20 protein-coding genes and 1 tRNA gene are annotated in these 20901 nt (G+C 67.5%); 14 read left to right on the top strand and 7 right to left on the bottom strand.

The window, feature by feature from the left end; translation table 11 throughout:
• Positions 1-204 precede the first annotated feature (204 nt).
• The 8 genes from ABSH63_RS10960 to ABSH63_RS10925 are packed head-to-tail and all read left to right on the top strand — an operon-like array spanning position 205 to position 7623.
• Complete coding sequence (locus tag ABSH63_RS10960; protein ID WP_352889750.1) at positions 205-999, top strand: alpha/beta hydrolase; 795 nt, start codon at positions 205-207, stop codon at positions 997-999.
• On the top strand, positions 989-1774 hold the full coding sequence (locus ABSH63_RS10955; protein WP_352889748.1) for a DUF3450 domain-containing protein: 786 nt from the start codon (positions 989-991) through the stop codon (positions 1772-1774). Before ABSH63_RS10960 ends, ABSH63_RS10955 begins: the two co-directional genes overlap by 11 nt.
• Positions 1771-3120: a DUF3450 family protein gene (locus tag ABSH63_RS10950; RefSeq protein WP_352889747.1), complete on the top strand. Its 1350-nt coding sequence runs from the start codon at positions 1771-1773 to the stop codon at positions 3118-3120. The genes ABSH63_RS10955 and ABSH63_RS10950 overlap by 4 nt, the downstream gene beginning before the upstream one ends.
• On the top strand, positions 3113-3640 hold the full coding sequence (locus ABSH63_RS10945) for a MotA/TolQ/ExbB proton channel family protein (RefSeq protein ID WP_352889745.1): 528 nt from the start codon (positions 3113-3115) through the stop codon (positions 3638-3640). The genes ABSH63_RS10950 and ABSH63_RS10945 overlap by 8 nt, the downstream gene beginning before the upstream one ends.
• A 20-nt stretch (positions 3641-3660) precedes the next feature.
• A complete protein-coding gene (locus tag ABSH63_RS10940) occupies positions 3661-4065 on the top strand; it encodes an ExbD/TolR family protein (RefSeq protein WP_352889744.1) in 405 nt (134 codons plus the stop codon).
• Positions 4062-4367, top strand: coding sequence for an ExbD/TolR family protein (locus tag ABSH63_RS10935; RefSeq protein ID WP_352889742.1), 306 nt, complete (start codon positions 4062-4064; stop codon positions 4365-4367). The genes ABSH63_RS10940 and ABSH63_RS10935 overlap by 4 nt, the downstream gene beginning before the upstream one ends.
• A complete protein-coding gene (locus ABSH63_RS10930) occupies positions 4364-5041 on the top strand; it encodes a TonB family protein (RefSeq protein WP_352889740.1) in 678 nt (225 codons plus the stop codon). The genes ABSH63_RS10935 and ABSH63_RS10930 overlap by 4 nt, the downstream gene beginning before the upstream one ends.
• On the top strand, positions 5038-7623 hold the full coding sequence (locus tag ABSH63_RS10925) for a DUF1329 domain-containing protein (RefSeq protein WP_352889739.1): 2586 nt from the start codon (positions 5038-5040) through the stop codon (positions 7621-7623). Before ABSH63_RS10930 ends, ABSH63_RS10925 begins: the two co-directional genes overlap by 4 nt.
• 104 nt (positions 7624-7727) lie before the next feature.
• Here ABSH63_RS10925 and ABSH63_RS10920 read toward each other — a convergent pair whose 3' ends face one another.
• Entirely contained in the window at positions 7728-8171 is a 444-nt protein-coding gene (locus tag ABSH63_RS10920) for a DUF6918 family protein (RefSeq protein ID WP_352889738.1), read from the bottom strand.
• A gap of 8 nt (positions 8172-8179) precedes the next feature.
• Here ABSH63_RS10920 and ABSH63_RS10915 point away from each other — a divergent pair, with 8 nt between their 5' ends.
• From ABSH63_RS10915 to ABSH63_RS10895, 5 genes are all read left to right on the top strand, one after another.
• A complete protein-coding gene (locus tag ABSH63_RS10915; RefSeq protein WP_352889737.1) occupies positions 8180-9595 on the top strand; it encodes an ABC1 kinase family protein in 1416 nt (471 codons plus the stop codon).
• 153 nt (positions 9596-9748) lie between these two features.
• Positions 9749-11104, top strand: a complete 1356-nt coding sequence (locus tag ABSH63_RS10910; protein ID WP_352889755.1) for a DUF1329 domain-containing protein — start codon at positions 9749-9751, stop codon at positions 11102-11104.
• Positions 11105-11195: 91 nt separating this feature from the next.
• Positions 11196-11684, top strand: a complete 489-nt coding sequence (locus tag ABSH63_RS10905) for a DUF2505 domain-containing protein (protein WP_352889736.1) — start codon at positions 11196-11198, stop codon at positions 11682-11684.
• Positions 11685-11698: 14 nt separating this feature from the next.
• Complete coding sequence (locus ABSH63_RS10900) at positions 11699-11932, top strand: DUF2970 domain-containing protein (protein WP_352889734.1); 234 nt, start codon at positions 11699-11701, stop codon at positions 11930-11932.
• Positions 11933-11941: 9 nt separating this feature from the next.
• Entirely contained in the window at positions 11942-12256 is a 315-nt protein-coding gene (locus ABSH63_RS10895) for a hypothetical protein (RefSeq protein WP_352889733.1), read from the top strand.
• A gap of 17 nt (positions 12257-12273) precedes the next feature.
• Here the strand turns inward: ABSH63_RS10895 and mutS are convergent, their stop codons facing one another.
• Positions 12274-14892, bottom strand: coding sequence for a DNA mismatch repair protein MutS (gene mutS, locus ABSH63_RS10890; protein WP_352889732.1), 2619 nt, complete (start codon positions 14890-14892; stop codon positions 12274-12276).
• A gap of 114 nt (positions 14893-15006) precedes the next feature.
• Here mutS and ABSH63_RS10885 point away from each other — a divergent pair, with 114 nt between their 5' ends.
• On the top strand, positions 15007-16362 hold the full coding sequence (locus ABSH63_RS10885) for a class II 3-deoxy-7-phosphoheptulonate synthase (protein ID WP_352889730.1): 1356 nt from the start codon (positions 15007-15009) through the stop codon (positions 16360-16362).
• A gap of 8 nt (positions 16363-16370) precedes the next feature.
• On the opposite strand, the gene ABSH63_RS10880 is transcribed toward ABSH63_RS10885, so the two are convergent.
• The 5 genes from ABSH63_RS10880 to ABSH63_RS10860 all read right to left on the bottom strand — a co-directional run bounded on the left by ABSH63_RS10880 (position 16371) and on the right by ABSH63_RS10860 (position 20848).
• Positions 16371-17324 carry a ribose-phosphate diphosphokinase gene (locus ABSH63_RS10880; RefSeq protein ID WP_352889729.1) on the bottom strand — a complete coding sequence of 318 codons (954 nt, stop codon included), beginning with the start codon at positions 17322-17324 and terminating at the stop codon, positions 16371-16373.
• 112 nt (positions 17325-17436) lie between these two features.
• A tRNA-Gln gene (locus tag ABSH63_RS10875) sits at positions 17437-17511 on the bottom strand.
• An 80-nt stretch (positions 17512-17591) separates the two neighbouring features.
• Complete coding sequence (gene ispE / locus ABSH63_RS10870) at positions 17592-18458, bottom strand: 4-(cytidine 5'-diphospho)-2-C-methyl-D-erythritol kinase (RefSeq protein ID WP_352889728.1); 867 nt, start codon at positions 18456-18458, stop codon at positions 17592-17594.
• Between the two features lie 9 nt (positions 18459-18467).
• Complete coding sequence (gene lolB, locus ABSH63_RS10865; RefSeq protein WP_352889726.1) at positions 18468-19088, bottom strand: lipoprotein insertase outer membrane protein LolB; 621 nt, start codon at positions 19086-19088, stop codon at positions 18468-18470.
• Positions 19085-20848 (bottom strand): tetratricopeptide repeat protein, encoded by a 1764-nt coding sequence (locus ABSH63_RS10860; protein ID WP_352889725.1) that lies wholly within the window; start codon positions 20846-20848, stop codon positions 19085-19087. The genes lolB and ABSH63_RS10860 overlap by 4 nt, the downstream gene beginning before the upstream one ends.
• Positions 20849-20901: the final 53 nt, after the last annotated feature.

Genomic DNA, 20901 nt, shown 5'->3' with positions numbered 1-20901 from the left:
GCCCGCAGGCGCGGCACTTCAGACGTCCATCCCCCAGGCGATAGTGCCGACAACCTGCACATCCGGGACATCGCTTCATGACCAAATCCTCTCAGATTTGGTCCGGTTTGCTTAGGAATTACCTTGCTTTTTGCGGCGCGTCGATTGGCGGGGAATCTGCTAGAACTCCGCGCATCCATTCCCGAGCCTGCGAGGAGCGCGTCGATGTCACAACCGGTCGTGCTGATCCACGGCATGTGGTGCACCGGTGCGAACTGGGCGCGCGTGTGCGAGTTGCTGCAGTCGCGTGGTTATGCCTGCTTCGCGCCGACCTTGCCGGCACACGAGCCGGTGGCGGATCAGCCCTTGCACGTCGGGCGCTGCGGCATGCGCGATTACCTCGCGTTCCTCATCGAGGCCATCCGCATGCAGTCATTCGAGCGCCGGCCGGTGCTGATCGGGCACGCGCTCGGCGCCGTGCTCGCGCAGCAACTCGCCGCACGCATCGACGCGCTGGCCTTGGTGCTGCTGACGCCGCTCGCGGCGCACGGGCTCGGTGGCCTGCGGGCTGCGAACCTCGCCGTGTTCGCCCCCTGGCTGCGCAGCGGCGCGCTGTGGCGTCGGCCGCACAAGCCGAGCTTTCAGGCTGCCGCGCATGGACTGTTCAATCGCATGACACCCGACCGGCAGCGCAGCTTGTACGAAACCCTCGTTCATGAGTCCGGGCGCGCGACGTTCGAAACGCTGCTGCCATGGGCCGACTTCACTCGCGCTGCCGCAATCCGTTCAGACGATGTACGCTGTCCGGTGTATGTGGTGAGCTGCGGGGATGATCGGCTGACGCCTGCTGCGGCGGCGCGCCGAGTCGGCGCGCGTTATGCGGGCGTCGCGCGACGTCACTACGCCGACCGCGGTCATTGGGTCATCGACGATGAGGAGACCGAAGAAATGGTGCACGGCATCTGTAGCTGGCTGCGCCCGTTCGAACAGCGCGAGGCTTTGGCGCGACATGTCCGTTGAGCGAATCTCGTGTCGGCTGTCGCGGCTGACGGCCGCCGCGCTGTTCGGCCTGATGACGACGGCATCGGCGCAGCAGGGCGACGTGCAGCGCGCCATCGGCGCCGTCCAGAGCGGTCAGCGTGCAGCAGCGCAATCCCAGGCGCGCATCGACCGCCTCGATGACCAGACGCGCGAGATGCTCGAACGCTATCGTGCGGCGGTCTGGCAGGCGCAGCAACTGCAGGTCTACAGCGAACAGATAGAGGAGCTGATCGAGGCGCAGCGCGGTGACCGCGAGGCGCTGCAACGGCAGATCGACGAGATGGAGCGCGTCGAACGCGAGCTCTTGCCGCTGATGCTGCGCATGATCGACAGCCTCGAGTCCTTCATCGAAATGGACCTGCCTTTCCTGTCCGAAGAACGTCGCCGACGTGTCGCCGAACTTCGGCGCATGATGGGCGACGCCGATGTCGGCACCGCGGACAAGTTCCGCCGCATTCTCGATGCCTACCGCATCGAAGTCGAGTACGGCAACGTACTCGGTGCCGAGCGAGTCGAAGTCGAGGGCCGGCTGATGGATCAACTGCGCGTCGGCCGCGCCGGTTTGTTCGCGGTCGCGCTCGATGCCGAGCAGGCACTCCGCTGGAATCCGGTCGCGCGGCGATGGCAGAGCCTGCCTTCGCGTTACATCCCCGCGCTGCGGGAGGGTCTGCGCATCGCGCGTGAGACCGCGGCGGCGAGCCTGCTGGTGCTGCCCATGCCGACTGCGACCGCGGTTGACGGAGGCGCACGATGAAACGCTTGGCTGCCCTGATCGTGCTGTCGGTGACGGCGATGCCGTTGTGCGCCCAGCCTGCGGGTCTGGACGCGCTGCTCGAACAGATTCGCGAGAGTCAGTCGCAGGCATCGCGGATCAATCAGGAGCGCGAGCAGCGCTTCTTGCGCAACAAGAACGAGCAGGCCGAGCAGTTGCGCCAGGCCGAGCGCGAGCTGGCAGCGGCAAAGGCACGTGCCGATGCTGCGCGCGGGCGCTACGACGCACAGCAGCGGGAGATCGCCGCACTCAAGGCGCAGTTGAAGGAGCGCGCTGGTGACTACGTGCAGGTCAATGCCGCGGTGCGTCAGCTCGCCGGCGAACTGCGCAGCGCGGCGGCGGATTCGATGCTCACTGCGCAGTTTCCCGAACGCATGGACTTTCTCGAGGATCTCGCCTCGGGCACTGCGCTGCCGAGTCTGTCCGAGCTCGAAACGCTGTGGTTCACGCTGACGCAAGAGATGGCCGAGAGCGGCAAGGTCGTGCGTTTCGACACGCAGATCGTCGACGAACATGGTGCGCGCGTGCAGGCCGACGTGATCCGTGTGGGGACGTTCACCGCTTTCGCTGGGGACCGCTACCTGACGACCAGCAACGAAGGCCGCCTACTGACGGCATTGCCGCGTCAGCCGTCGGGCAAGCTACGCCGTTTGGCGGAGGCCTTCGCCCGGAGTGACGAGCCGGTCGCGCCGGTGCTGGTCGACCCGACGCGTGGCAGCCTGCTGCTGCTGGAGGGCGAAAAGCCGGACTTGGGCCAGCGTATCCGGCAGGGCGGACTGGTCGGTTACGTGATCATCGCGATCGGCGTCGTCGGCCTGCTGATGGCGCTCGGGCAGATGGTGTATCTGGAGGCGGTGGGACGGCGTATGCGCGCGCAGTTGCGCAATCTGCAAAGCCCGCGCGATGACAATCCTCTGGGTCGCGTGCTGCGCGTGTTCGATGACGATCCCGCACATCGTGACGACGACCCCGAGTTGCTGGAGTTGCGTCTGTCGGAGGCGGTGCTGCGCGAGATGCCGGCGCTGGAACGCGCACAATCGATTCTGCGCCTGTTCGCCGCCGCTGCGCCGTTGCTCGGTCTGCTCGGCACCGTCACCGGCATGATCGTGACTTTCCAGACGATCACGATGTTCGGTACCGGCGATCCCAAGCTGATGGCGGACGGCATCTCGCAGGCGCTGGTGACGACGGTACAGGGCCTGGTCGTCGCCATTCCGCTGTTGTTCGTCAACTCGCTACTGGCCACGCGCGCACGTGCGTTGGTGCAGATCCTCGACGAGCAGTCTGCCGGCCTGCTGGCACAGCGGCTGGAGGTTCGACGTGCTTGATTGGTTGTCCGCCGCCCTACTGCCGGTCCAGCGCTTCATGGACGCCGGCGGCTTCGTGCTGTGGTGGATCTTCATCGCGGCGGTTGCGCTATGGACGCTGATTCTCGAACGCTATTGGTACTTCCACCGGGTTTGGCCGCGTCGACGCGACCAGGTGTGCGAGCACTGGCGGTCGCGTGACGAACGCCGCTCCTGGACGGCGCGCCGCGTCCGCGCCGCACTGATCTCCGCGCAGGAATCGTCGATGGCGGCGACGCTGCCGCTGATCCAGATGATGATCTCGATGTGTCCGCTGCTCGGTCTGCTCGGTACCGTCACCGGCATGATCGAGGTGTTCGACGTGATGGCGCTCAAGGGCACCTCGGATGCGCGCGCGATGGCCGCTGGCGTGTCGCGCGCGACCATCCCGACCATGGCTGGCATGGTCGTCGGGTTGTCGGGTCTGCTGTCGATCAACCGCTTTCGCAAGCGCGTGAAAGTCGAAACCGAACGGCTCGGTGACGAGCTGGCTTACACCTGAGGTCCAGACCCGGTCCGACCATGAAAGTGCGCCGTCACGCCGCCCCGCCCGAAGACACCGGCATCGATTTGACGCCGATGCTCGATGTGATCTTCATCATGCTGATCTTTTTCATCGTGACGACGACCTTCGTTCGCGAGGCGGGCATCGAGATCAACCGGCCATCGGCCGAGACCGCGGTCAAGCAGGAGCAGAGCAACATCCTGGTGGCGATTTCCGCCGAGGGTGAGGTCTGGATCGACGGCCAGCGCGTGGACATCCGCGAGCTGCGTGGGCTGATCCGCAAACTCAAGTCGGAGAACCCCGAGGCCGCGGTCATCGTCCAGGCGGATCGTGACGCACGCGCCGGCCTCTTGGTGCAGGCGATGGACCAGGCGCGCCTGGCCGGGGTGCGCGATGTCGCCGTCGCCGCGGAGCAGCCGTGAAACAGCGCCTGCTGATCTACGCTGTCGTACTCGTGGCCGTGCTCGGCTGGCTCGCCTGGCGCGGGCGCGCGCCACAGCCGATCGACATCGTCGTCGTCGGAGAAGGCGCGGTCAGCGTCGACGGTGCGGCGGTGCCGTCGGAGCGGCTCGGCGCGTACGTCGTCGCCGAGCTCGAACGCGACGCGCGCCGTGTGGTGCGCGTGACCGTCGATGCGCACGCGCCGAGCACGACCTTGATCCCCGTGCTGCAGGCGCTCGAACGACACGGCGTCGAGCACGTCGAAGTGATCGCGAATCCGTGACCCGCTGGATCGTCACACCGCCGGCCGCGCTGTTGGTCGCACTGGCGCTGTTCCTGCTGATGGAATGGCTGATCCGGCCGCCGCAGGCGCCGGACGATCTGCTGCGGGTGTTGCCCGAGGTCGAGGTCGTGCGCAAGGCGCCCGAGGAGGAGCCGCCCCCGGATTTTGCAAGTCCCGATGCGGCGCCGCCGCCCCCGCCGGCCGCGCCGCCGGCGCTGGCGCAGCCGGACCTGCCGTCGATCACCGTGCCAGCGCTGACCGCGGTGCCGTTGAGCGTGGGTCCGGTGGCGTTGCCGACACGGCTGGCCGGCAGCGGTTTGAAGCTCGGCAGCAGTGGCGCCTTCGGCGGCTTCGCCGGCGGTGGCGGCGGCGGGTTCGGCACCGGCAAGGGCTTCACCGGCCGACCGTTGATCCCGCTGTCGACGGCGCGGCCGCAGATGCCGGAATGGGCGTGCAAGCAGAAAATCCGCGGCTGGGTCGAGGTGGTGTTCACCGTACTGCCGACCGGCAAGGTGACCAATGTGCGCCTGATCGACGCCGATCCGCGCGGCGTGTTCGAGGCCGCGGCGATCGAGAGTGTCGCCAACTGGATCTACGAGTCCCACGATCGCGCGCGTGAGGTCAAGCAGCGTGTCGAGATGGATCCGGCCGACTGTGCATACAACTGGCAATGATGGGATTGCGCGCCGCAACCTTCGGTCTTGCCGTCGCCACGCTGGGCTCACTCGCCTGGCCGCTGCACGCCCAGCAGTACCGCAGCGAGACGCGCGAACTCGAATCGGTGCCGCCGGCGGTGGAGCAGAAGAGCGCACAGGAGCTACTGCGCACGACCACCGATCCGTATGCGAAGTCGCTGCTGCTGCGCGACCTCGCGGCGCAGGCGGCAGCCTCGGGCGATACCGCGGCGGCGGCGCGCTACATCGAGCAGGCGCTGGCGCAAAAGGCGCTGTCGGGACTGGCCGAGCAACAGTTGCGCGAACAGCTCTCGCAGCTGTATCTCGCCAGCGGTGACTACCAGAAGCTGATCCCACAGCTCGAAGCCCAGGTCAAATCCGGCAAGCCCACGGTCGAGACGCTGATCGCGCTGGGTTCGGCGTACATCGAGCAGAAGCGCTACGGCGAGGCGATTCCACTGCTGCAACGGGGCATGCGCGAGGCTGCAGCGCAGCAGCGGCGCATCGATCCGTCGTGGCGGCGTGCGCTCGCGGCGGCGCTGCTCGCCAGCGGCCGCGAACGTGAGGCGCTGCCGGAGCTGGAGCAGCTCCTGAACGAGGATCCGACGCAACGCGACGACTGGATGCGTCTGGCGGCGATTCACATCAAGACCGGCGACAAGAGCCGCGCGGCAGCGGTTTTGGAGATCGCCGCTCGTCTCGGCTTTCTCGCCGATGTCACCGACCGCATGCGCCTGGTCACGCTGACCGCGCAGATCGGTGCGCCATTCGAGGCGGCATCGACTCTGACCGAGTTCATCGAGCGCAAGCAGGTGCCGCTGACCGGGGAGAGCGCGACCCTGCTGGCCTCGCTGTGGATCGCTGCGCGCGAGTCCCAGCTCGCGCTGGCGGCGCTCGACGACGCGATACGCCTCGCCCCGTCGGCGCGGCTCTACCAGCAGCGCGCGCAGTTGCACATGGATCGCGAGGAATATGCTCAGGCGGCGCGCGCGCTGACGGCAGCGATCGAACTCGGGGCCAACGACGGCGCGACCTGGATGACGCTGGGGATGGCGCGTTATCAGCAGGCCGACATCGACGCCGCCCTGCAGGCCTTTCGTCAGGCAAAGTCCCATGCTGCATCGCGCAAGCTGGCCAGCGACTGGATCGCGTATCTGGAATCCGGCAGGGCGCGCGAGCAGGCGATGGCTGCGGCGGCGCAGCGCCGTGTGCGCGATGACGAAGCGATCCAACTCGGCAGCCTCTTGGGCGACGCGCCACTGTCGGTGAGCGCCGCAGCGGCGCGCGCGGATACCGGCAGCGGCGCCGCGGCGCCGCGTGGCGGGCTGACCCCAATCGGCGCCGAGGCCCAGGCCAATGCCGACGGCAGCATCCCGCCTTGGACCGGTGGTCTGACGCGTGCGCAATGGCCGCCAGGTTTCGCGCCGGGTGAGCGCCTGCGCGATCCGTTCGCGGGCGAGCGGCCGCTGTTCACGATCACCAAGGACAATCTGGCGCGCCATCGCGAGCGTCTGAGTCGGGGGCATCAGGCGCTGTTCGCGCGCTATCCGAACTACAAGATGCCGGTGTACGCGACGCGCCGCAGTGTCGGCTATCCGCAGGAAATCTATGAGGCCAGCCAGGCCAACATCGGTCGCGCGAAGCTGCTCGGCCCGGATGCGCTTTCCGGCGCGAAGCTGGGCGTGCCCTTCCCCAAGCCGCAGTCCGGGGTCGAGGTGATGTGGAATCACCGCACCCGCTATCGCGGCGACTCGGTCGAGGCACAGACCACGCAGGCGGTGGTCGCGCCGCGCGGCTCGCCGCAGTATCTCAAGCAGACCGAGCGGGTCTGGTTTCGCTACGGCAACATCAAGGATCCGATCGATCTGTCGCAGCAGAACATTCTGCTGTACTACCTGACCTGGTTCGGCAAGACCCGCAACGAGATCGACTTTCTCGCCCTGGTGCACGAGAGCGCCAACTCGCTGGAGAACCCGCGCAACATCTGGGTGCTGCCGCCGGGCATTCCGCGCCTGTTCCGCGTGCCGCCGGTGGGCTACGACCAGCCCTTCGTGGGCTCGGAGGGCCTGATGTTCATCGACATGATCGACATGTACAACGGCGCTTTCGATCGCTACGTCTGGAAGCTCGTCGGCAAGCAGGAGCTGTACATTCCCTACAACGGCTTTCGGATCGGGGATGGTAGCTACACCTACGAGCGTCTGCTCACGCCGCATCACTTCAACCAAGATGCGACGCGCTACGAGCTGCATCGGGTGTGGGTCGTCGAAGCCACTGAGCGCCAGGGGCGCCGCCATAGCTTTGGTAAGCGCACCTTCTATGTCGACGAGGACAGCTGGAACGTGGTGCTGGTCGAGAACGAGGACCATTCCGGCCAGCTCTGGCGGTTTCAGGAAGGCCATCTGCTGCCGTTTTATGACCAAGGCTTTGCCAACACCGCACCGACGCTGGTCTACGACCTCAAGGATGGACGCTATTTCGCCAACCGCCTGATGGCCGAGGATCGACCGCCCGAATACGGCCTGCCGATGCGTGATGCCGAATTCGTTCCGGCCGCGGTGCGCGGGCGTTACGCCCGCTGAGTCATCGTTTGGTGTGTCCGCGCGCGAAGCAAGTGCCGCGGCGGTCTTGCGACGTCACGGTGTCGTCCGCGATGTCCTTGGGGCGAGTACGGCACGAGCGGCGCTCAGACCTGCAGGTGTCGGGCGAGCAGCTCGGCCAGCGCCGGCATCGCCGCGTGGAGTTCTGCTTCCGCAGAACCCCGCAGCTTGGCGTAGGCCGACTGTGCGATCGGGCTTGCCTGACCGATGCGCCGGTCGGCGACGGCGAGCAACGCCGCCGTCGCCTGTGGGCTATGCTGCTGCAGGAAATCGGCGAAGTCGCTGCGCGCCGAGGCGCGGAATGCCTGGTAGATCGGATCGAGGGCCTGCGCGAATTCGGGTAGCAGTCTGCGCACCGCGCGTTCGACGATGCCCGGCCTCGCCGCCTTGACCATCGTCAAACCGGTCTTCAGGCCCATGCCGCGCAGACCGGCGCGACTGCCGACGTGACGCTCGATCAGCCGCACCGCGTCGGCGACGACGGCGTCGGCGCGGCCGGATGCCAACAGCAAGTCCGCAAGGGTTTTCATCACCAGCTATGTCATCGAGCAATCCGCAGGGCGCAAAGGGTAGCATCACCTCGCTCAAGACCAGGCCCTTGGAGCGCAGCGTCGCGCTGACACGACTCGGCGTCGGGGCCGGTGCCAAGATCGTGGCGCACTCCATCGCCAACATCTTCCGCGGCGAGGTCGAGCGCAACGACGCCAATCGCGAGTTCTATCGGCGCCAGGCCGAAGTGCTCGCCGACGAGCTCGGCCAGCTCAAGGGCAGTGTCATGAAGGCCGGGCAGATGCTGTCGCTGTACGGTCAGTACTTCCTGCCGGAGGAGGCGGTGAGCGTATTGTCGTCGCTGCAGGACGACACGCCGCCGGTGGACTGGAAGGTGGTGCGTCCGGTGCTCGAACGCGCGCTCGGGCGCAAGCGTCTGGCGGAACTGGACATCGACGAAGTGCCGCTGGCGGCGGCATCGCTCGGACAGGTGCATCGGGCGCGGCGTCGCGCCGACGGTCTACAGCTGTGCGTCAAGATCCAGTACCCCGGTGTCGCCGATGCGATCGAGAGCGACATCCGCACGCTGTCGCGACTGCTGCTGATGACGCGGCTGACGCCCAAGAGCCTGGATCTGACGCCGGTGTTCAACGAAGTGCGCGAAATGCTGCACCGCGAGGTCGACTACGAGAGCGAGCGTCACTTCACCGAAGTCTTCGCCGAGCGGCTGACGCACGATCCACGCTTCGTCGTGCCGCGCGTGATCGGCGAATACTGCAGCGACCAGGTGCTGACGACGACCTACGAGCACGGGCTCAACGTGCGCGACGCCAAAGTCCAGGCGCTGGCGCAGGCCCGCCGCGACCGTCTCGGCCAAGCCTTCCTCGAACTGTTTCTCACCGAGTTCTTCGATTGGGGCATGGTCCAGTCGGACCCGCATTTCGGCAATTACCGCGTGCGCATCGGCGACGATGAGGCTTCGGACCGCTTCGTTCTGCTCGATTTCGGCGCAACGCGGGTGTTCGGGCGCGGCTTCATCGACGGCTATGCAAAGATCGTGCGCGGTGCGATCGGTGGCGACCGCCAGCGCCTGATCGACGGCGCGACCGCGATCGGATTAATGAAACCGGGCTTTCCGCGCAGCGTGCTCGATGGCTTCGCCGAGTTGTGCGAGCTGATCGTCGAGCCGTTCGCGCACGCCGACGACACCCGCGTGCCGGCGCGGCTGCGCACCGCGGACGGCCGCTACCGCTGGGGCGAGAGCGACCTGCCGATGCGCGCCAGCCGCGTCGCGGCGCTCAACGCGCTGTCGGTGCATTTCCGAGTGCCGCCGCGTGAGATCGTGTTTCTGCACCGGCGGCTCGCCGGTGTCTTCATCATGCTCGCGGCTCTGCGCAGCGAGCTGGCGGCGCGTCCGCTGCTCGAACGTGCGCTGCGGCGCTGCGAAAAATCCGAGTCGCCTTAGCGTACAACCATCGCGATGACGCATTCCTTGCGTCCGCGCACTTGCCTGGTATGGCAAGGCGGGGAGGGATTCGGTAGCATCGCCGCGTCACCGCGCGTCATCGTCAAGCCATCGCGCGCGCTCGTAAAACTCTGGACGAGGAGAGTCACCTTGATGATCAAGCGCCTACCTGTCGTCGCTGGTGCGCTCACGCTGAGCCTGCTGTCGGCGCCGCTTTTTGCCAAGGTCTCCGCCGAAGAGGCGGCGAGGCTCGGCAACGAACTCACGCCGATCGGCGCCGAGCGCGCCGGCAACAAAGACGGCACGATCCCCGAATGGCAGCCGGCGACCCGTCGTGGCTCACTATCGGGCGAATTTCCCAACGATCCGCGCATCGACGGGGAAAAGCCGTTGTTCACCATCACCAAGGCGAACATGGCGCAGTACGCCGACAAGCTGTCGGAGGGTCACAAGCATCTGCTGAACACCTACGACAGCTACAAGATGAACGTCTACCCTTCGCATCGCTTCACGACCTGGCCCAATGAGATCTTCGAGGCGACCAAGGTCAACGCGACGCAGTGCGAGATGCTCGATCCGGACACGCCGCACAACTGCAAGCTCGGCTTCCCGTTCCCGATCCCCAAGACCGGCGCCGAGCCGATCTGGAATCACAAGGTGAAGTGGCGTGGGGAGGCGGTGACCCGCTACAACAACCAGATGATCGTGCAGCCCAACGGTGATTACCAACTGACCAAGCTGATCGAAGACGTCCAGTTTGGTTACGCCTCGTTCAAGAATCCGATTCCGCTGACCAAGGGCTCCGGCGAGTTTCTGCGCTATTTGTCGAAGACCGTCTCGCCGCCGCGTCTGGCCGGCACCTTCATCCTGGTGCATGAAAAGGCCGGCACCGGCGCGGCCGGGCGCCAGGCCTGGCTGTACTCGCCGGGTCTCAAGCGCATCCGTCGCGCGCCGACGGTGTGCTGCGACAATCCCTACGAGGGCACCGACGGTCATCAGTTCTACGACCAGGTCGACATGTTCAACGGCGCACTCGAGCGCTACAACTGGAAACTGGTCGGCAAGAAGGAGATGTACATCCCGTATAACTCCAACCGTATCGCCGGCCCGCAGACCAAGTACGACGTCATGGTCAAGCCGCGGCACTTGAACCAGGATCTGCCGCGCTACGAGCTGCATCGCGTCTGGGTGGTCGAGGCCGAGATCAAGCCCGGCACCAGCCACACCTTCAAGAAGCGCCGCTTCTACATCGACGAGGACGGCTGGACCATCGGCATGGTGGACGCCTACGACAACCGCGACCAGCTCTATCAGTTCCAGGAGGGTCACATCGTCTTCGCCTACAACCTGCTGACGGCGACGACGATTCCGGAAGTGATCTACCACTTCACCTCGGGCCGCTACTTCATCACCGCGACTTTCAACGAGGACAAGCCGATCGACGCGACGGTGCAGTTCAAGCCGGACTACTTCACGCCGGCCTCGGTGCAGAAGATGACGACGAAGTGATCCGCGCGCTTTGGTCTTACGCTTGGATGTGGATGGCAGCCGCCGAGGGCGATCCTCGGCGGCTTTTTCACGCGACGCAGGAGGGGGACCGATGAAGTTCGACGACAAGCATAGTTTCAACAAGCCGGCCGCGACCGTGATCAAGATGTTCTCTGACCGCGCCTACTTCGAGCGCAAGTACCAGATGCTCGGTTTCACCGGCATCGAGGTGCTCGAACACGAGAAGTCCGACAAGCACTTTCGCATCAAGGTGCGCTACATCGCCAAGAACGATGTGCAGGTGCCGGATATGCTCAAGAAGTTCATGCCCGGCCAGATCACCGTCGTCCAGCAGGATGCCTGGGACCTGACACGGATGACCGGCCGTCTGGACGTGGAAATCAAGGGCACGCCGGTCAAGGTCAGCGCCGACATGACGCTCAAGGACGAGGGCAAGGGTTCTGCCAATCATCTGAAGTGGACCGTGAGCTGCAGCGTGCCGCTGGTCGGCGGCAAGCTGGAAAAACTGACGGCGGACGACATCCAGGCCAAGGCTGGCAGGGATGTGGCGACCACGCAGAAAATCCTCAACGACTACTGAACCGTGTCAGTGGCGTGAGCCCGAGCGAACCATCACCTCGGCGCGACGACGCGCCGTTGACACTGTGGCAGACGCTGACCAGCGTCGCCGCCGCGTTCTTCGGCGTGCAGAGCGCGCGCAACCGCGAGCGCGATTTTTCCAAGGGTAGGCCGCTGCACTTCATCGTCGTCGGCCTGGCCATGACGCTGGCGTTCGTCCTCGCGGTCTGGGTGGCAGTGAAGCTCGCGCTGCGCAGCGCCGGTATGTAGAGGCATCCGATGACGACTCGACCGCAGTTGCCGATTCCGCTGCCGCTGTTGTTGCTCGACGGCGTCGGCGCGCTGCTGTTCGCGCTGGGCGCGGTCGGCCACTTCGGCAGCATCGCCCTGCTGACGCAGCTCCTGCCACAGGTGCCGCACGTCGACCTGGTCGCGATGGTGTTCGGTGCGCTGCTGATGGCGGCGGCGATGGCCGGCATCATCCGCGCAAGCCTGCGCCGCGCGCGTGCGCTGCGCGAAGGACAGCCGCCGCCGGTGGCGCCGCCGCAGCCCGGGCTCGCGCGCAGCGCGGATCGGTTGCGCGAACGCCGCTGAACCTTTTTTGACCGCGCTCAACGCACGGTCTTGGCGGCATCTTTCAGGCGATAGAGCGCGTCGAGCGCTTCGCGCGGCGACAACGCGTCGGGATCGAGGTCATCGAGCAGTTCGAGCACTGGCGCCAGCGCCGAGGGGGCGGGCTCGACCGGCGCGGCCCACAGCGACAGCTGCGGCGAGGATGCCGGCGGCGTCGCTGTGGCGCGTTCGAGCGCCTCCAGATGCGCGCGCGCCGCGCGGATCACCGTCTGCGGCACGCCGGCGAGCGCAGCCACCTGCAGGCCGAAGCTGCGGCTCGCCGGCCCGGGCTTGACTTCATGCAGGAACACCAGCCGCTCGCCTTCGCCGTCGCCGGCCGCGTACTCGGCGGCATCCAGATGTACGTTGGCGACGCCATCGAGCGTCTCGGCCAGCGTCGTCAGCTCGAAGTAGTGCGTGGCGAACAGGCACAGTGCGCGCACGCGCAGCGCCAGGTGCTCGGCGACTGCGCGAGCCAGCGACAGGCCATCGTAGGTCGAAGTGCCGCGGCCGATCTCGTCCATCAGAACCAGACTGCGCGCGGTGGCGTTGTGCAGGATGTTCGCGGTCTCGCTCATCTCCACCATGAAGGTCGACTGGCCTGACGCGAGATCGTCGGCGGCGCCGATGCGCGTGAAGATGCGATCGATGACGCCGATGCGCGCCCGTTCCGCGGGGACGAAGCAGCCGGTGTGCGCGAGCAGTACGATCAACGCCGTCTGGCGCATGTACGTCGATTTGCCGCCCATGTTGGGGCCGGTGATCATCAAGAGGCGCCGATCCGCGTCGAGATGGACGTCGTTGGGCACGAAGGGCTGCGTCGAGGTCTGTTCGACGACGACGTGGCGGCCCGCACGGATGTCGATGCAGATCTCGTCCACGAGCTGTGGTCGCGAGAGCCTGAGTGCGTGGCTGCGCTCGGCGAAGCAGGCGAGCACGTCGAGTTCCGCGAGCGCCTGCGCACAGGCCTGTAGCGGTGCGAGCTGCGCCGCGAGCCGATCGAGCAGCGCCTCGTACAACTGCCTCTCGCGCGCCAGTGCGCGGTCGCGCGCCGACAGCACCTGGTCCTCGAAGCGCTTGAGTTCCTCGGTGATGTAGCGCTCGTAGTGCGTGAGCGTCTGCCGCCGCACGTAGTCGGGCGGCACCTTGGCGGCGTGTGTCTTGCCGAGCTCGATGTAATAACCGTGCACCCGGTTGTAACCGACCTTGAGCGCGTCGACGCCGGTGCGCGCGCGTTCGCGGGCTTCGAGTTCGGCGAGAAAGCCGTCGGCGTTGTACGCGAGCGCGCGCAGCGCATCGAGATCGGCGTCGTAGCCGGCGCGGAACACGCCGCCGTCGCGCGCCAGCAGCGGCAATTCGTCGGCGAGCGCGGCGCGAAGCTGCGCGGCGAGTGCGTCGTGTTCACCGAGTTGTTCGCCGAGCTGGCGCAGCAGCGGCGCCTCCAGGCCGTCGATCGCCGCGGCCACCTGCGGCAACTGGCACAGGCTCGCCGCCAGTCCGCCGAGGTCGCGCGGACGCGCCGAGCGCAGCGCGACGCGCGCGAGGATGCGTTCCAGATCGACGATGTCCTTGAGTGCCGCGCGCAGACGCTCGGCACCGCTGCCGTTGTACGCATCGCCGTCGAGCAGGTTGGCGACGGCATCGTGTCGCGCGCGCAGCACGGCATGGTCGCGCAGCGGTCGCGTCAACCAGCGATGCAGCGCGCGCGCCCCCATCGCCGTGACGCAGCGATCGAGCACCGACAGCAGCGTGAAATCGTGCGCGCCCGAGATCGAGCGGTCGATTTCGAGGTTGCGCCGCGTCGGTGCGTCGAGCAACAGTGCATCCTCGGCCTGTTCGACGCGAAGGCCGGTGAGGTGCGGCAGCGCGCTGCGCTGCGTGTCCTTCACGTATTGCAGCAGCGCGCCCGCCGCGGCGATCGCAGCCGCCAGATCTTCGGCGCCGAAGCCGCGCAGGTCGCGGGTACCGAACTGCGTCGTCAGCAGTCGCCAGGCACTGTCTCGCTCGAAATGCCATGGTGGCCGCGGGCGCTGCGGCGTGCCGGCCAGGGCGGCGAGGTCGGCGCCGTGCCCGTCGTCGGCGACCAGCAGCTCGCTGGGGCGCAGCCGCTGTAGCTCGGCGTGCAGCTCGTCCCGGCGCGTCGTCTGCATCACGCAGAAGCGGCCGGAGGAGAGCTCCAGCCACGCCAGGCCGAAGTGCTCACCGTGCTTGCAGGCAGCCGCGAGCAGTGTCTGTGCGCGCGCATCGAGCAGGGCATCGTCGGTGGCGGTTCCGGGAGTGACGATGCGCGTGACCTCGCGGCGCACCGGCCCTTTTTCGACGCCGACTTCGCCGACCTGCTCGGCGATCGCGACCGACTCGCCGGCCTTGATCAGCCGTGCAAGGTACTGGTCGAGCGCATGGTGCGGGATGCCGGCCATGATCACCGGCTTGCCGGCCGATTCGCCGCGACTGGTCAGTGTGATGTTGAGCAGCCGCGCGGCGCGGCGGGCGTCGTCGTAGAACAGCTCGTAGAAGTCGCCCATGCGAAACAGCACGAGCATGTCGGCGTGTCTGGCCTTGATCGCCAGATACTGCTGCATCAGGGGGGTGTGGTCACTGTCGCGGCTGGCGGTCATGTCGCGGACGGGCTTGGCGGTGGGGCCGGGCGCGATCGGCCATGAAGCGGATCATGGCAGGGCTATACTGGCGCCCCCTCGATTATCGCCCGTTACGCAGCGGCTGTTCCGACAGTGTCGAATTCTCCTGCAACAAGCTCATCGGCGTGGTCGCCGCAGTCCTGGCAGGCGCGTCCGGCGGTGCAGCAGCCGGCCTATCCCGATCCGGCCGCGCTCGAGGATGCACTCGCGCAGCTGCGCCAACTGCCGCCGCTGGTGACCTCCTGGGAGGTCGATGCCCTGCGCGCGCATCTGGCGCGTGCGCAATCGGGCGAAGGCTTCGTGCTGCAAGGGGGCGACTGCGCCGAATCCTTCGCCGACTGCCGGCCCGAGGTCATCACCAACCGGCTCAAGGTGCTGCTGCAGATGTCGCTGGTGCTGGTGCACGGCCTGAAGAGCCGCGTCGTGCGCATCGGCCGCTTCGCCGGCCAGTACGCCAAGCCGCGCTCGGCCGACACCGAGTCGCGGGACGGTGTCACGCTGCCCAGTTATCGTGGCGATCTGGTCAACGGTCCGGATTTCACCGCGGCGGCACGCACGCCCGATCCGCGCCGTCTGATCGAAGGGCACGCGCGCTCGGCGATGACGATCAACTTCGTGCGCGGGTTGATCGATGGCGGTTTCGCCGACCTGCATCATCCCGAGTACTGGGACCTGGACTGGGTGCGGCACTCGCCGCTGGCGGCCGACTACCAGAAGATGGTCGATGCCCTCGGCGATTCGCTGCGCTTCATGGAAACCTTGGCCGGCCGGCCGATCGGTGAGTTCTCGCGCGTCGAGTTCTTCACCTCGCACGAGGCGCTGCTGCTGCATTACGAGCAGGCGCACACGCGAAAGGTGCCGCGCAAGCAAGGTTGGTACAACCTCTCGACCCATTTCCCGTGGATCGGTATGCGCACCGCCGAGCCGGCAGGCGCGCACGTCGAGTACTGCCGCGGCATTCGCAATCCGGTGGGCGTCAAGGTCGGACCGGCGATGACCGCGGAATGGGTGGTCGAACTGTGCCGGGTGATCAATCCGGACAACGAGCCCGGGCGCCTGACGCTGATCCACCGCATGGGTGCCGACAAGATCGCCGCGCATCTGCCGGGCCTGATCGACGCCGTGCGCAAGGCCGGTTGCCGGGTGCTCTGGGTCTGCGATCCGATGCACGGCAACACGATCACGGCACCCAACGGTCTGAAGACGCGACCGTTCGATCGCATCCTCGCCGAAGTCGAGCAAGCCTTCGCGGTGCACAAGGGCTGCGGTTCGCGCCTGGGCGGCGTGCACCTGGAGCTGACCGGCGAGGACGTCACCGAGTGCACCGGCGGGGCGCGCAATCTCTCGCACGAGGATCTGGAGCGCGCGTACCGCTCGACGGTCGATCCGCGCCTGAACTACGAGCAGGCGCTGGAACTCGCCATGAAGATCGTCCGCGTCGCGGACTGAAGCGAGGTTCAGTCGACGTACAGCGAGCTGACCGATTCTTCCGCGCTGATGCGGCGGATGGTTTCGGCGAGCAGGCCGCCGATCGACAGCTGACGGATCTTCGGACAGGCGGCCGCCGCTGATGAGAGCGGAATGCTGTCGGTGACGACCAGCTCGTCGAGCACCGAGTTGCTGATGTTCGTGACCGCCGGCCCCGACAATACCGGGTGAGTGACGTAGGCGACGACCTTGATCGCACCTTCGTCCTTGAGCGCCGCGGCGGCCTTGCACAGCGTGCCGGCGGTATCGACCAGATCGTCGACGAGCACGCAGGTGCGGCCTTCGACGTCGCCGATGATGTTCATCACGCGCGATTCATTGGCCTTGGGCCGGCGCTTGTCGATGATCGCCAGGTCGGCATCGTCCAGCCGCTTGGCGACGGCGCGCGCGCGCACCACGCCGCCGACGTCCGGCGCGACGACGATCAGGTTCTCGTACTTCTGCCGCCAGATTTCGCCGAGCAGCACCGGACTGGCGTAGACGTTGTCCACCGGAATGTCGAAGAAGCCCTGGATCTGGTCGGCGTGCAGATCGACGGTGAGCACCCGATCGGCGCCGCACTCGCCGATCAGGTCGGCGACGACCTTGGCCGAGATCGGCACGCGCGCGCTGCGCGGGCGGCGGTCCTGACGGGCATAGCCGAAGTAGGGGATGACCGCAGTGACCCGGGCTGCCGAGGCGCGCTTGAGCGCGTCGAGCATCAGCAGCAGCTCCATCACGTTGTCGTTGGTCGGCTGGCAGGTCGGCTGCACGACGAACACGTCCTTGCCGCGCACGTTTTCGAGGATCTCGATCTGGATCTCGCCGTCCGAGAACTTGCCGACGACGGCCTCCCCGATCGGGGTCTTCAGATACGCGGCGATGTCGCGGGAGAGCTTCGGGTTGGCGTTACCCGAGAACAGCATGAGCTGCGATTCGGACATGTGTCGGCCTTTCGGTCGTGCGTGTTGGTTGCCCCTTGCCCGCGTCAGCGGGGGGCCGCAGCGGCACCGTGCCCCGAGCTTTGCATGGGCACTCTTGCGCTGCATGCGATCGTGGCTGGGGCGGATGGATTCGAACCACCGAATGGCGGGATCAAAACCCGCTGCCTTACCACTTGGCGACGCCCCATCGGATGATCGATCTGCAGCAGGCGCGCATTATACGGAAAGCGCGGCGCGCGAACGGCGGCCTTACATGCGCGATCTGCATCAACGAGCCGCGGCATCGAGCAGCGGCGAGCGGTTGCGCCCGCGCACGACGAAGCAGCGTCCGGGCGCGTCGCCGGCACGGGCGATGGCTTCGGCCTGCGCGCGTGTGTCGCAGGCGAGGAACACCGCGGCACCCGTCCCGGACATGCGCGCGGGGCCGTGCCGCTTTAGCCAGCGCAGGGCCTCGGCGACCTCGGGGTGGCGTGCGGTGGTCACCGGCTCGCAGACATTGATGGTGGCGCCGGCCGCATAGTCCGCCGGCGTGATGCGCGGACAGTCGCGGCGCAGCTCGGCGGCGCCGAAGATGGCGGCGGTCGATACCGCGACCGGTGGGACGAGGACGAGGTACCAAGGCTCACGCGGCGTCATGCGCGACAGGCGCTCGCCGACGCCTTCCGCCCAAGCGGCGTGGCCGCGCACGAATACCGGAACGTCGGCGCCCAGGTGCAGGCCGAGCTGCGCCAGTTCGTCGGTGGTCAGCCCCAGATTCCACAGACGGTTGAGGGCGACCAGCGTGGTGGCGGCGTCGCTGGAGCCGCCGCCCAGACCGGCGCCGATCGGGATTCGTTTGTCGATGCGGATGTCGGCGCCGAGGTTGCAGCCGGAGGCACGCTGGATCGCGTGCGCGGCGCGCACGGCGAGATCGTCCGCCTCATGCACCTCGGCGGGTCCGTCGAGACGACGGATCACGCCGTCGCCGCGCGGCACGAAGTACAGGCGGTCGGCCAGATCGAGGAATTGGAACAGCGTCTGCAGCTCGTGGTAGCCGTCGGCGCGGCGACCGGTGACGTGCAGGAATAGATTCAGTTTCGCCGGTGCGGGCCAGGCGAAGCCGGCCGTGAAGGCGCCGGGTGGGCGTGCGGACATGGTGTGGGGTCAATCGTCGTCGGGGGCGGCGGCGAGATCGATCGCGGTCCAGCGGTCGACCAAAAGGCGCAAGCGAATGTCGCCGGATTCGGCATCGAGCCGCTGCGGTAGCTGCAGTGCGCCGACGCGCTGATAGCGCTCGTAGCGCACCGACCAGCCGTGCTGCTGCAACTGCGCAAGCCGGCCCTCGGCGTCGAGCACGAGCGCCTCGACCGGGCCCTGCGCCGGCAGGCCGAGCACCCAGTCGCGCAGATCGTCGAGCGGCAGGTCCCAGCCGAGCTGCTCGCGCATCCAACTGCGCGGATCCTCGGTGAGCTGCTCGCCGTGCTTGGTGCGCACGCGCACCCGCTGCACATCGCCGTCGATGGCGACGCCGCCAGCGCCGAAGGGGCCGCGCAATTGCAGCGCAAAGCTGCCGTCGGCGCGCTGCTGCCAGCTCAGTTCGCCGCTGCGGCCGCGGTCGTCGGCGAGCCGACCCTGCAGGCTGAAGCCGAGCACCTGCGAGAGCGCCTCGCGGTGCCGTGCCCAGTGCAGCTCGGCGCGCTCGCGCTCGGCTGGCGACGGCGGCGGATTGAGCGGCGCGCAGGCCGCGGCCAGCACCGCGACCACGCCGGTGAGCGCCCTTTTCATGGCCGCAGGCGCTGGCGCGTTTCGAGTACGACCGGGTGGTCGGCGTCGCTGCGCAGCGCCTCGTCCCAGATCGCCTCGGCTTCCTCGTGCCGGCCCATGACCCATAGCACCTCGCCCAGATGCGCGGCGACCTCGGGGTCCGGATAGCGGGCATAGGCCTTGCGGAGCAGAGTCAGCGCCTGTTCGTGGCGGCCGCGCTTGAAGTGCAGCCAGCCCATGCTGTCGATGATCGCCGCATCGTCTGGTTCGAGCTCGAGCGCGCGGCGAATCAGGGTCTCGGCCTCGTCGAGCCGGTCGGTGTGCACGGTGAGCATGTAACCCAGCGCGTTGAGCGCGCGTGCATCGTCCGGTTCGCGGGACAGAATCTTACGCAGGTCCTGCTCGGCGCCCACGAGGTCGCCGAGCTTCTCGCGCGCCAGCGAGCGCCCGTAGAGCAGATCGAGGTTGTCGGGATCGTCAACGAGCGCGCGCTCGTACAACGCGAATGCAGCCTCGGCGTCGCCGCTGTCGATCAAGAGCTCGCCCTCGGCCAGATCGAGCCGGGTGGCGAGCTGCGGAAAGCGGTCGCGAAGCTCGCCGATGATGACTTGTGCTTCGCTCATCCGGTCGATGCGCGCGAGCACCGATGCGCTGCGCAGCGCGGCCTCGATCGCCGCCGGCCCGTGACGTACGCGACGGTAGTGATCGAGGGCTTCCTCCGGGCGTTGCAAGGCCTCGGCGACGCGCCCGAGCTGCAGCGCTGCGTCCTGCATGCGCGGCCCGCTCAGCGCAGCGCGCAGGTGCTTCTCGGCGGCCTTGAACTCGCCTTCGTTGAAGTGCAGCACGCCCAGGGCATAGTGGGCATCGACGTTGACCGGGTCTGCGGCGAGAATCGCCCGGAGCTGGCGCTGCGCGGCCTCGCGATGGTTCTTTTCGAGCAGCAAACGCGCATAGCCCAGCCGCAGCTCGGCAGGCTTGTCCGAGGCCGCCGCGAGCTTGGCGATGTGCGCGTCGGCCTGCTCGATGCGGTTCTGGCCGACCCAGATGCCGACCTGCAGCAGCTCGTGATCGCGGTTGCCTGGTTCGAGTTGCCGCGCCGCCGCGATCGCGCGTTCGGCGAGATCGAGCCGCTCGAAATGCAAGGCGACGACGCCCAAGGCGTGATGCGCGCCGGCGAGCCGTGGCCATTCGGTGACCAGTTGGCCCATGACCGAGAGCGCGGCGTCGGCCCGTTCGGCGTCCGCCTGCATCAGGATCTGCGCCACGTGCAGGAAACCCTCACTGGGACCGGCCGGATGGCCGCGCACGAGCGCGCGGGTTTGTTCCAGGGTCGCAGTGAGATCGCCCTGGCGCAGGCTCAGGCCGGCGATCACTTCTCGGGGTTCGGCCGAGTCCGGATCGAGTTCGAGCCAGCGATGCGCAAGCTCTAGCGCCAGGGCCTCGTCGCGGGCGAGCACCGCAAGGCCAGTCGCGCGCTGCGCCAGCTCGGCGTCGCGCACCGTCTCTAGCGCCGCCGCGAACTCCGCGGCGGCCTGTGCCGGCGCGCCGCGCGAGGCGGCCAGTTCGCCCGCAAGGATGTGGTACTGCGCCCGGGCAGCAGCGGTCGCAAACGGCGTCTCGGGAGCCGCACCGACGACCGGCGCATCCTCGATCGCGGGTACGGGCGCCGCGACGTTCGCCGCGGGCTCGTCCGGTGCGGGGCGCGCCGACGGTAGGCTGGCGCAACCGCCGGTCAGCAAAAGGGCGGCGAGCACGGGAGCGGACGGCAGGAAGGTGCGCAAGGCGGCACTCGCAAACGGTCGATGATCGGCGACATTATCCCGTAAGTCAGGGT

It is taken from the genome of Sinimarinibacterium thermocellulolyticum, from assembly GCF_040327995.1.
GTDB lineage: Bacteria > Pseudomonadota > Gammaproteobacteria > Nevskiales > Nevskiaceae > Solimonas > Solimonas thermocellulolyticum.
Note: the sequence above shows the minus strand (reverse complement) of the source record. Positions and strands in the feature narration are given on the sequence as shown.

Coding starts and splice junctions, on each gene's coding strand:
- ispE (WP_352889728.1), bottom strand. CDS start 18,458: ATGTCCGCACGCCCACCCGGCGCCTTCACGGCCGGCTTCGCCTGGCCC.
- mutS (WP_352889732.1), bottom strand. CDS start 14,892: ATGACCGCCAGCCGCGACAGTGACCACACCCCCCTGATGCAGCAGTAT.
- ABSH63_RS10940 (WP_352889744.1), top strand. CDS start 3,661: ATGAAAGTGCGCCGTCACGCCGCCCCGCCCGAAGACACCGGCATCGAT.
- ABSH63_RS10905 (WP_352889736.1), top strand. CDS start 11,196: ATGAAGTTCGACGACAAGCATAGTTTCAACAAGCCGGCCGCGACCGTG.
- ABSH63_RS10925 (WP_352889739.1), top strand. CDS start 5,038: ATGATGGGATTGCGCGCCGCAACCTTCGGTCTTGCCGTCGCCACGCTG.
- ABSH63_RS10955 (WP_352889748.1), top strand. CDS start 989: ATGTCCGTTGAGCGAATCTCGTGTCGGCTGTCGCGGCTGACGGCCGCC.
- ABSH63_RS10960 (WP_352889750.1), top strand. CDS start 205: ATGTCACAACCGGTCGTGCTGATCCACGGCATGTGGTGCACCGGTGCG.
- ABSH63_RS10915 (WP_352889737.1), top strand. CDS start 8,180: ATGTCATCGAGCAATCCGCAGGGCGCAAAGGGTAGCATCACCTCGCTC.
- ABSH63_RS10910 (WP_352889755.1), top strand. CDS start 9,749: ATGATCAAGCGCCTACCTGTCGTCGCTGGTGCGCTCACGCTGAGCCTG.
- ABSH63_RS10880 (WP_352889729.1), bottom strand. CDS start 17,324: ATGTCCGAATCGCAGCTCATGCTGTTCTCGGGTAACGCCAACCCGAAG.
- lolB (WP_352889726.1), bottom strand. CDS start 19,088: ATGAAAAGGGCGCTCACCGGCGTGGTCGCGGTGCTGGCCGCGGCCTGC.
- ABSH63_RS10920 (WP_352889738.1), bottom strand. CDS start 8,171: ATGAAAACCCTTGCGGACTTGCTGTTGGCATCCGGCCGCGCCGACGCC.
- ABSH63_RS10895 (WP_352889733.1), top strand. CDS start 11,942: ATGACGACTCGACCGCAGTTGCCGATTCCGCTGCCGCTGTTGTTGCTC.
- ABSH63_RS10950 (WP_352889747.1), top strand. CDS start 1,771: ATGAAACGCTTGGCTGCCCTGATCGTGCTGTCGGTGACGGCGATGCCG.